Origin of the sequence: Vibrio sp. 10N.222.52.B7 (genome assembly GCF_041474275.1) — a bacterium.
GTDB lineage: Bacteria > Pseudomonadota > Gammaproteobacteria > Enterobacterales > Vibrionaceae > Vibrio > Vibrio crassostreae_C.
In genome coordinates, this window is record NZ_JBFRTU010000030.1 from 28,202 (window position 1) to 37,477 (window position 9,276).

Here is a 9,276-nt window from a genome sequence, read left to right on the forward strand (position 1 = left end):
ATTTCCTATGAACGGGTTGAGTCGGTTAAAGCCAAACTCTTTGGTTGCCAGAACATTGTTACTGACCTTGTTAGCTGTGGTGATAGCTCAAGGTATCGCAACGTCTATTTGGTATAGCGAATCCAAACACAAAGAACTGGAGGGGATTCGTTCTGCCTCTTCAAGCATGGCCAATATGTTTGCCTCGACGGTGACTTTCTTCCAGTCTCTGCCCGTTAAATATCGCCATATCGTGTTGGATCAAATCCGTAATATGGGCGGTACGCGCTTCTTCGTTTCTTTCAATAAAGAGGCGTTGATTGTCGAACCGATCCCTGATACCCGTTTAAAAACCGCCTCGATTGAAGCGATAGAAAGTGTTTTGAGTAGCAAGCTCAATAAAGTCGAATCAGTGCGGGTTGATTTCTCTCGCCCTGAACATCTTCGTTTGCTTAAAAATGACATCTACTTGAGCGATCTCCCACGATCGTGGGCACATCATACTTTAACCTTAGAACCTCTTAACCCTCCTATTCTGGTTGTTCAGATAGAATTAGCCAGTCATGAATGGGTGTATATCGCCGCGTTGTTGCCTGCGCCTTACGTCAAACTCGACGATACGATTCTCGGCAGAGAACAGGTGATCTTCTTAGTTTCCTCGACCCTCATTCTTTTGGTTTTGACTTACTTGATGATTCGTCGGCAAGTACGCCCTCTTAAAAAATTAGCAAGAGCGGCCAATGAGATGAGTATGGATATTCAGCAGCCGCCACTTAACGAAGAGGGGGCTACTGAGCTGGTGACGGCGACCCGAGCGTTTAATCGAATGCAGCAACGGATTCGTCGCTATGTTGCCGACCGTGAGCACCTTTTCTCTGCAATCTCACATGATTTAAAGACACCAATAACACGGCTTAGACTACGAGCCGAGCTATTGGAAAGCGAAGTAAAGAAAGACAAGTTCAATAAGGATTTGGATGAGCTTGAGATGATGGTTAAGGGCGCTTTACAAGCGGTAAGAGATACCGACCTTCACGAAAACAACGCCATTATCGATCTCAATGAGATGATGCTCTCCGTGATTGAACTGCACAACCAACATCAAACCTTGGTTGAGTTTGAGCCCATTGTGGTTGACCCGTTAGTCGCCAAACCATTAGCCATTAAACGTGTGCTGACCAATCTTATCGACAACGCTGTGAAATATGGGACATCAGCTGAAGTCGATATTAACAGTGATTCGGTGTGGGTTATCGTGACTATTCAAGATCACGGAAAAGGTATTCCTGAAGACAAGTTAGAGTTGGTGTTTGAACCTTACTTCAGGCTCGCCACTGACGACCAAGGACACGGTTTAGGGCTTGGAATCTGTCGAAACATCCTACACGGACACGGCGGAGATCTCATTATTCGTAACTCCCCTCAAGGCGGCTTAGAAGCTAAAGTCTATATTCCACGAGGCCTAGAAGTTTAATGTAACAATTGTGTTACATTGAGCTTACCTTTTGTTTCAATCTTACAAATCAGAATAAGTAGACTCTGTATTGAACCGGACGTCGAGTCCGCTAAAACATGGAAGATAATAATGAAAATCAATAAAACCCTACTTACTCTATCTCTTCTTGCTGCCTCAACATTTTCTCAAGCTGGTGAAGTGGAAGTGCTTCACTGGTGGACTGCCGGTGGCGAAGCGAAATCCGCAGCTGTACTGAAAGAGATGATTGAAGAACAAGGCCATACTTGGAAAGATTTCGCTGTTGCTGGTGGCGGCGGTGAAAGTGCGATGACTGTTTTGAAAACTCGAGCAGTGTCGGGCAATCCTCCATCTGCGGCGCAGATTAAAGGTCATGATATTCAAGAGTGGGGTGGTTTAGGTTTTCTAACGTCTCTCGATGCAACTGCGAAACAAGAAAAATGGGATGAGCTACTGCCAGAAGTGGTCACTAAAGTGATGAAGTGGGATGGCGAATATGTCGCAGTTCCTGTCAACGTTCACCGTGTTAACTGGCTTTGGGCGAACCCTGTTGTTTTAGAAAAATCAGGCGTGACGGTTCCAACTACGTTAGATGAGTTCTTTGTTGCCGCAGACAAGATTAAAGCGGCTGGCTTCATTCCACTGGCTCACGGTGGTCAACCTTGGCAAGACGCGACAGTCTTCGAAGCTGTAGCACTTGATGTACTAGGCAGTGAAGATTACAACAAAGCGTTCGTTGATCTGGATATGGACGTGTTATCTGGCGACAAAATGGTGGAAGTGTTCACCAAGTTCAAAAAGATGCGTGATTACATCGACAGCAACTCTCCGGGTCGTGATTGGAACGTAGCAACTTCGATGGTTATCAATGGCGAAGCGGCAATGCAGATCATGGGTGACTGGGCGAAAGGTGAATTTACTGCGGCAGGCAAAGTACCGGGTAAAGATTACATCTGTGCACCAGCACCGGGCACTGATGGCCAATTCACTTTCAACATCGATAGCTTTGCGTTCTTTGAGCTGAGTGACAAAGAGAACCAAAAAGCGCAGCAAGACCTAGCGAAAACCATTCTTACCAAAGATTTCCAAGAAGTCTTCAACCTTAACAAGGGTTCTATCCCTGTACGTCTAGATATGGACATGTCTAAGTTCGACCAATGTGCGTTGGATTCAATGGCAACCTTCAAAGCGAGTGCGAAATCTGGCGATCTTGTTCCGAGTATGGCTCACGGCCTAGCGACAACAAGCTACGCTCAAGGCGCGATTTACGACGTGGTAACCAACTTCTTCAACGAAAAAGATGCCGATCCAAAACAAGCGGCGGCTAAGTTAGCAAAAGCAGTGAAAGCGGCTATCTAATCTCAATTGGTTTAACACCAAACCCCCAGGGTGGGTAGGCTCGTAGGGAGCCTATCTGCTCTTCACTCCCAATTCTGATATGCGTGATGCTGATGTGGTGCCGAGAGGTAAGCCATTGGCTCGATTGTGCAACAAGGATAAGTTATGGAGCATGTTTTGACTGAGTCGACTCCAAAACCGACAAGGAGCCAGCCTGCACCGAAACCGAGTTTTGCTGACAGGTTGCAACATTGGTTACCTAAAATTGTACTGGCGCCGACCGCGTTAGTGACCGTGGTGTGTATCTACGGCTACATTTTTTGGACGGCAGCGTTGTCGTTCACTAACTCTCGATTTCTGCCGAGCTTTAACTTCGTTGGGTTAACCCAATATGAAAAGCTGATGGATAACGATCGCTGGATCACCTCAATCACCAACCTCGGTGTGTTTGGCTTTCTATTCATGGCTATTGCCATCTTGCTTGGTGTTGGTTTAGCGGTATTGCTTGACCAGAATATCCGCCAAGAAGGGGCAATTCGTACTATCTATCTCTACCCAATGGCGTTGTCATTCATCGTGACAGGTACGGCGTGGAAATGGATTCTTAATCCGGGTCTTGGCATTGAAAAGTTGATGCAAGATTGGGGATTTACTGACTTCAAATTTGATTGGTTAGTCGACTCGGAAATGTCGGTGTATACCTTAGTTATCGCGGCACTGTGGCAGTCTTCAGGCTTCGTGATGGCGATGTTCTTAGCGGGTCTGCGTGGTATCGATTCATCAATCATCAAAGCAGCTCAAATTGACGGTGCAAGCTTACCTACCATCTATCTCAAAATCATTCTACCTTGCTTGCGCCCTGTGGTTTTCAGCGCGGTGATCATCACGTCACACATTGCGATTAAGAGCTTTGACCTTGTGACCGCAATGACAGCGGGTGGCCCGGGTTATTCATCGGATCTTCCTGCGCTATTCATGTACGCACACTCATTTACACGTGGGCAAATTGGTCTTGGTGCTGCCAGTGCCATGATGATGCTTGCCGGTATTTTAGCGATTCTAGTGCCTTACCTTTACTCTGAACTTAGGGAGAAAAAGTCATGATGAATAACATCAATTTTGCTCGAATGTTTATCTATTCAGCACTGCTTTTCTTCTGTTTAGTGTATCTAATGCCATTGTTCGTAATGGCGCTCACTTCATTCAAAACTCTGCCTGATATCAAGGCGGGTAACTTGATGAGCTTGCCAAAAGAGTGGGTGTTTGATGCTTGGTATAAAGCGTGGGACACCGCTTGTACTGGTGTGAAGTGCGAAGGCATTAAAGGCTACTTCTGGAACTCGTTCCAAATGGTGATTCCTGCGGTAGCGATTTCAACATTGTTGGGTGCATTCAATGGCTATGTGGTAACGAAATGGCAATTTAGAGGCTCAAACCTGTTCTTTAGCTTGTTGCTCTTTGGCTGCTTCATTCCATTCCAAGTAGTGCTGCTGCCAATGGCAACCATGCTTGGCAAGATGGGGTTAGCGAACACCACGATTGGCTTGGTGATTGTGCACGTTATCTATGGCATGGCGTTTACCACTCTGTTTTTCCGTAACTTCTATATTTCGATTCCTGATGAATTGATCAAAGCGGCAAAACTTGATGGTGCAGGTTTCTTTACCATCTTCTTCAAGATCTTATTACCGATCTCAACGCCAATCATCATGGTGACGGTGATCTGGCAGTTCACCGCAATCTGGAATGATTTCTTGTTCGGGGTGGTTTACTCAGGTTCAGAAACTCAGCCGATCACCGTGGCATTAAACAACCTAGTCAACACCAGCACTGGCGTTAAAGAATATAACGTCGACATGGCTGCCGCGATTATCGCCGCACTACCAACACTGTTGGTGTACGTCTTCGCAGGAAAATATTTTGTTCGTGGCCTAACGGCAGGATCAGTAAAAGGATAATTACTCATGGCAACATTAGATTTAAAACAGATCCGTAAAACCTATCGCAACGCGGACAACGAAACGTTAAAGGGCATCGACATCAGTATCGATTCGGGGGAATTTTTGATACTTGTCGGCCCTTCGGGGTGTGGAAAATCCACCCTAATGAACACCATTGCTGGGCTAGAAAATATTAGCTCGGGTGAAATCGTGATTGATGGTGTTGACGTGGCCCAGGTTGAACCTAAAGACCGCGACATCGCGATGGTATTCCAGTCGTACGCACTTTACCCAAACATGACGGTACGCGGCAATATCGCCTTCGGCTTGAAGATCCGCAAGATGCCACAAGACGAAATCGACGCAGAAGTGAATCGCGTCGCTGAAATGCTGCAAATTGAGCAACTGCTTGATCGTAAACCATCACAGCTATCTGGTGGTCAGCGCCAGCGTGTCGCGATGGGACGTGCACTAGCGCGTCGTCCTAAGTTGTACCTGTTCGATGAACCGCTTTCTAACTTGGATGCCAAGCTGCGTGTTGAGATGCGACACCAGATCAAACGCCTTCACCAAAAGCTTAACACCACCATTGTTTACGTCACCCATGACCAAATAGAGGCGATGACCTTGGCGGATCGTATTGCGGTGATGAAAGATGGTGAACTGCAGCAACTCGGTACGCCGCAAGAGATCTACACCAAGCCAAATAACATGTTCGTGGCGGGCTTTATGGGTTCACCATCTATGAACTTCATTAAGACCATGGTGGATTTGGATGATGAGCAGAATCCGATCATCAAAGTAACGGGTACAGCTGAGCAAGAGCACCACATTCGATTACCACAAAGCATGCGTGAGCAAGATGGCAAAGAAGTGGTGATTGGCCTGCGCCCTGAACATATTACCGAGCAGGAAAGTGAAGATGTGTCGGCAACGACCAAGCTAGACTTGCAGTTAGAAGTGCTAGAACCAACAGGGCCAGATACGATTGCGATGGTGAAAGTGAACGACCAAGAAGTGGCATGTCGCTTGTCGCCAGAATTTGAAGTGTCAGTTGGGCAAATGGCGCCGCTGCATTTTGACTTATCAAAGGCGGTATTCTTTGATGCTCAGACTGAAGCGAGAATTGATTTTTAGTTTTTGAGACAGTAGCTCAATGAGAGTCTAAGCTTAAGCAAAGGCAGTATCACTAATTACTAATAAGTAACGTGATGCTGTCTTTTTTGTTGTTTTAGCCTGTTTTATTTCCTCACGAAAACAGAGGGATAAACGAGATAAATGGATTAACTGCAATAATATCGCCAAATAGCCTCCGTTAGCTCTATAAAGCTGACCGAGAACAGCGTAGGATCGCGCTACTTTAGACCAAATACTAGGTTGCACATTAGTGCATAAACAGAAGAATACATGAAACTAACAGCAAAACCCTCAGCTAGTAACGCTTTACTTATTTCTATTACGACACCGGACTTCAAAGGTGACGAAGCAAAAGAGTCTCTTGCCGAACTTGCTCGCTTAGTAACAACCCTAGGGTTTAAAGTGGTCGGTACACAATCACAGCACCACAGTTCAACACAACGACAAAACGTGTTGGGCGCAGGTAAGCTTGCAGAAATTGCACACTTAACCGGTTACCAAGGTTCGATTGAAGAAGCCGAAGATGAAGATTTTATCGATGAGTCTTTTGATTTTCGTGCTGGTATCGATGAGTTAGATTTTGATGATCTTCCATCTGAAGACGTGGAGTTTGGTACTGCTGACGTAGTGGTATTCGACTGTGATTTGAGCCCATCTCAACTGCGTAATGTAGAAGCTCACTTGGGTGTCGAGGTGTTTGACCGTACTGGTATCATCATTGAGATCTTCAGCCGTCATGCTCGTACTCGTACCGCACGTCTGCAAGTTGAAATCGCTCGACTAAACTACCTAGTGCCTCGACTGCGTGAGACGGCCGACGGTGATAAAGAGCGTCAAATGGGTCAGGGTGCAGGTGAAACTTCACTAGAGCTAGACCGCCGTAAAGTACGTGACCAAATTGCTGCACTTAAGCGTGAGCTGGTTAGCGTACAAGACGAAATGAAGAACCGACGCACTCAGCGTTCGGAGCTTTTCACTGTTGCTCTGGTTGGCTACACCAACGCGGGTAAATCTTCGATGATGCGCGCTATGACCGCAACCGAAGTGAGCGGTGAAGATAAGCTATTCGCGACCTTAGATACCACGGTTCGTGCACTTCAGCCGATCACTCAGCCGCGTATCTTAGTGTCAGATACGGTGGGTTTCATCAAGAAACTGCCACACGATCTGGTTGCTTCATTCCACTCAACACTAGCAGAAGCGCATGATGCTTCATTACTGCTTTATGTGGTTGATGCTTCTGATGTTTCATTCCGCGCACAGCTTGATGTGGTACACGAAGTATTAGCGCAAGTGGGCGTTGAAGGCAGCGAAAAACTATTGGTACTGAACAAGTGCGATAGATTGAGCGAAGAAGAACAGTTAGAGCTGATTGAAGAATTCCCAGATGCAATGCTGACCTCGACTCGTGACCCGCTCGATATCACCAAACTACACAAGTACATTGTGGGTGTGGCTGAACAAGGCATGATCGAAGAAGAGATCACGATTCCTTATTCTGGACAAGGCATTATCGGTGAGATTCGCTCAAACATGAGTGTGGTGAAGGAAGAATACGACTACGAATGCATCAAGCTTACTGTACGCTCAAGTGCAATTGATTTAGCGCGCTTGAAAAAGCGTATGCAGAAGTCTTAATTTTGTAGCGAGCCTGGCAAGAACAACCAAAAGAAAAGCGACCCGATAAGGTCGCTTTTTTGTTTCCTGTCGCTGAGTAATTAGTTACTCGTCAACCAGTCCATTTAGGTCATTTACGCCATTCTTTGTGTCGGCTTCCAACGTGCTAGCTCTGGATCAAGCTTGATACCTTGCGAGGTCAGCAAGTTAACACGAGCCAAGTAGGCTGCGCCATGCATTAGGTGTTTTGCTAGGTCGACTGCATTACGCTGCTGGTAATCATCTAGGTAGCTGTCTTTCGCCCATGCGTTGAATGCGCCAAGTGCAGGGCCAGCCCATACTTGGTAATCCATCTCACGACCTTGCTCGCCGGTGTTTGACCAACGGCTAGAAAGACCCAAGTACCAACGGAAGATCAACGCCATTTTACGCTTTGGGTTGCCTTCAGCGCGTTCGATCTGTTTAGGATCGCGCTCGTTAAAGTGCGCCACAGTCCCCGCCCAAATGTCATCCAGTGTTGAACGGAAGACTTGCTTCTCAAGCTTCAGACGCTCTTCTACTGGAATCGCTTCAATTGAGTCGTAGCGAGTGTATAGCTCATGAAGTTTGTTGGCACGCATTGGGAACAAGGTGCCGCGCTTAACCACTTGCAGTTTCACGCCCATTTCGAACATGTCGGCCGCCGGAGCCATCGTCACGTCAGCCATTTCAGTTGTCGAAAGCAGCTTACGTGTGTGTTCGCTTGCGCCAGCCTCAATACACGCTTGGTTGATTGAACCAGTAACAATGTAAGCCGCGCCCATGTTAAACGTCGCTAGAGCAGCGTCAGGCGTACCTACGCCACCACCACAACCGACACGTAGCGGTGTTTTGAATTGGTACTGAGCTTGGATTTGCTCTTTCAGTGCAAGAATCGTTGGCAGTAGGGTAACCAGTGGACGATTATCGGTGTGACCACCAGAATCGGCTTCTGCGGTAATGTCATCAGCCATAGGAACAAGCTGTGCCAGTTCCATCTGTTCTGCTGTGATTCGGCCTTCATCAACTAAAGCTTGCAGCATTTTCACAGGAGCAGGCTGCATGAACTTACTTGCGACTTCAGTACGGCTTACCTTAGCAATAACCTTGTTACCGATCTGAATCTCACCTTGTGCATCGCGACTAAGGCCAGCTGCACGGTAGTGAACGATTTGCGGTGTTAAACCTAAGAATGCAGAAGCCTCAACCGTTTTCACTTTGTGCTTCAAAAACAGCTCTACACTGCCACGTTCTAGCGCGGGTTCACTTGGGCTGTGAATCAGGTTAAACGCGTAAGGGCCGTTTGGCAGTGCTGCTTGGATACGGTTGATCGCTTGCTCAACGCGAGATGGGATTAAGCCCGCCGCGCCAAATGAACAAAGAATGCCAGCCTGACCAAGCGCAATCACCAACTCTTCAGATGAAATACCGTTTGCCATTGCGCCCGCGTAGTAAGCGTATTTCACGCCGTGGCAGCGACGAAAATCTTCGTCGCCTAGGCTTTGTGTACCAAGAGCTGGAGCAAAGGCGCTAACAGGTTGGTTGTTCGCTGAACTTGCTGAGTCGCCCGATGTAATTTCCGCTTGTTGGCTAACACCTAACCCTTTTTCTGGGTGGTTCACGACGTAACAAGCAAGGCTTAAGTCTTTTAGTATTGTCGACATTGCCGCGTTATCAAAGCGAGTTGTGCTCTCTTCGATCTGCCAAGGCCACGGAGATAGCTTTTCGTTATTGATAGTGGTTTGAGTTGTCATAATTATTTCTTTCCTAGAT

Annotated in this window: 7 protein-coding genes; 6 read left to right on the forward strand and 1 reads right to left on the reverse strand. The window is 47.0% G+C overall.

Annotation, left to right across the window (positions count from 1 at the left end):
• Window positions 1-7: 7 nt before the first annotated feature.
• The 6 genes from AB4512_RS10450 to hflX all read left to right on the forward strand — a co-directional run bounded on the left by AB4512_RS10450 (window position 8) and on the right by hflX (window position 7,506).
• Complete coding sequence (locus tag AB4512_RS10450; RefSeq protein ID WP_017064094.1) at window positions 8-1,453, forward strand: ATP-binding protein; 1,446 nt, start codon at window positions 8-10, stop codon at window positions 1,451-1,453.
• Window positions 1,454-1,564: 111 nt separating this feature from the next.
• The gene (locus AB4512_RS10455; RefSeq protein ID WP_017066147.1) at window positions 1,565-2,812 is read left to right on the forward strand and encodes an ABC transporter substrate-binding protein; all 1,248 of its coding nucleotides are present in this window, start codon (window positions 1,565-1,567) and stop codon (window positions 2,810-2,812) included.
• 144 nt (window positions 2,813-2,956) lie between these two features.
• Window positions 2,957-3,895, forward strand: a complete 939-nt coding sequence (locus tag AB4512_RS10460; protein ID WP_009848503.1) for a carbohydrate ABC transporter permease — start codon at window positions 2,957-2,959, stop codon at window positions 3,893-3,895.
• Window positions 3,892-4,749, forward strand: coding sequence for a carbohydrate ABC transporter permease (locus AB4512_RS10465; RefSeq protein WP_239717622.1), 858 nt, complete (start codon window positions 3,892-3,894; stop codon window positions 4,747-4,749). Before AB4512_RS10460 ends, AB4512_RS10465 begins: the two co-directional genes overlap by 4 nt.
• A 6-nt stretch (window positions 4,750-4,755) precedes the next feature.
• On the forward strand, window positions 4,756-5,868 hold the full coding sequence (locus tag AB4512_RS10470; RefSeq protein ID WP_017066148.1) for an ABC transporter ATP-binding protein: 1,113 nt from the start codon (window positions 4,756-4,758) through the stop codon (window positions 5,866-5,868).
• A gap of 270 nt (window positions 5,869-6,138) precedes the next feature.
• Window positions 6,139-7,506, forward strand: coding sequence for a GTPase HflX (gene hflX / locus AB4512_RS10475; protein ID WP_017071725.1), 1,368 nt, complete (start codon window positions 6,139-6,141; stop codon window positions 7,504-7,506).
• Between the two features lie 113 nt (window positions 7,507-7,619).
• On the opposite strand, the gene pfaD is transcribed toward hflX, so the two are convergent.
• Window positions 7,620-9,257: an eicosapentaenoate synthase subunit PfaD gene (gene pfaD, locus AB4512_RS10480; RefSeq protein WP_372131983.1), complete on the reverse strand. Its 1,638-nt coding sequence runs from the start codon at window positions 9,255-9,257 to the stop codon at window positions 7,620-7,622.
• Between the last annotated feature and the right edge of the window lie 19 nt (window positions 9,258-9,276).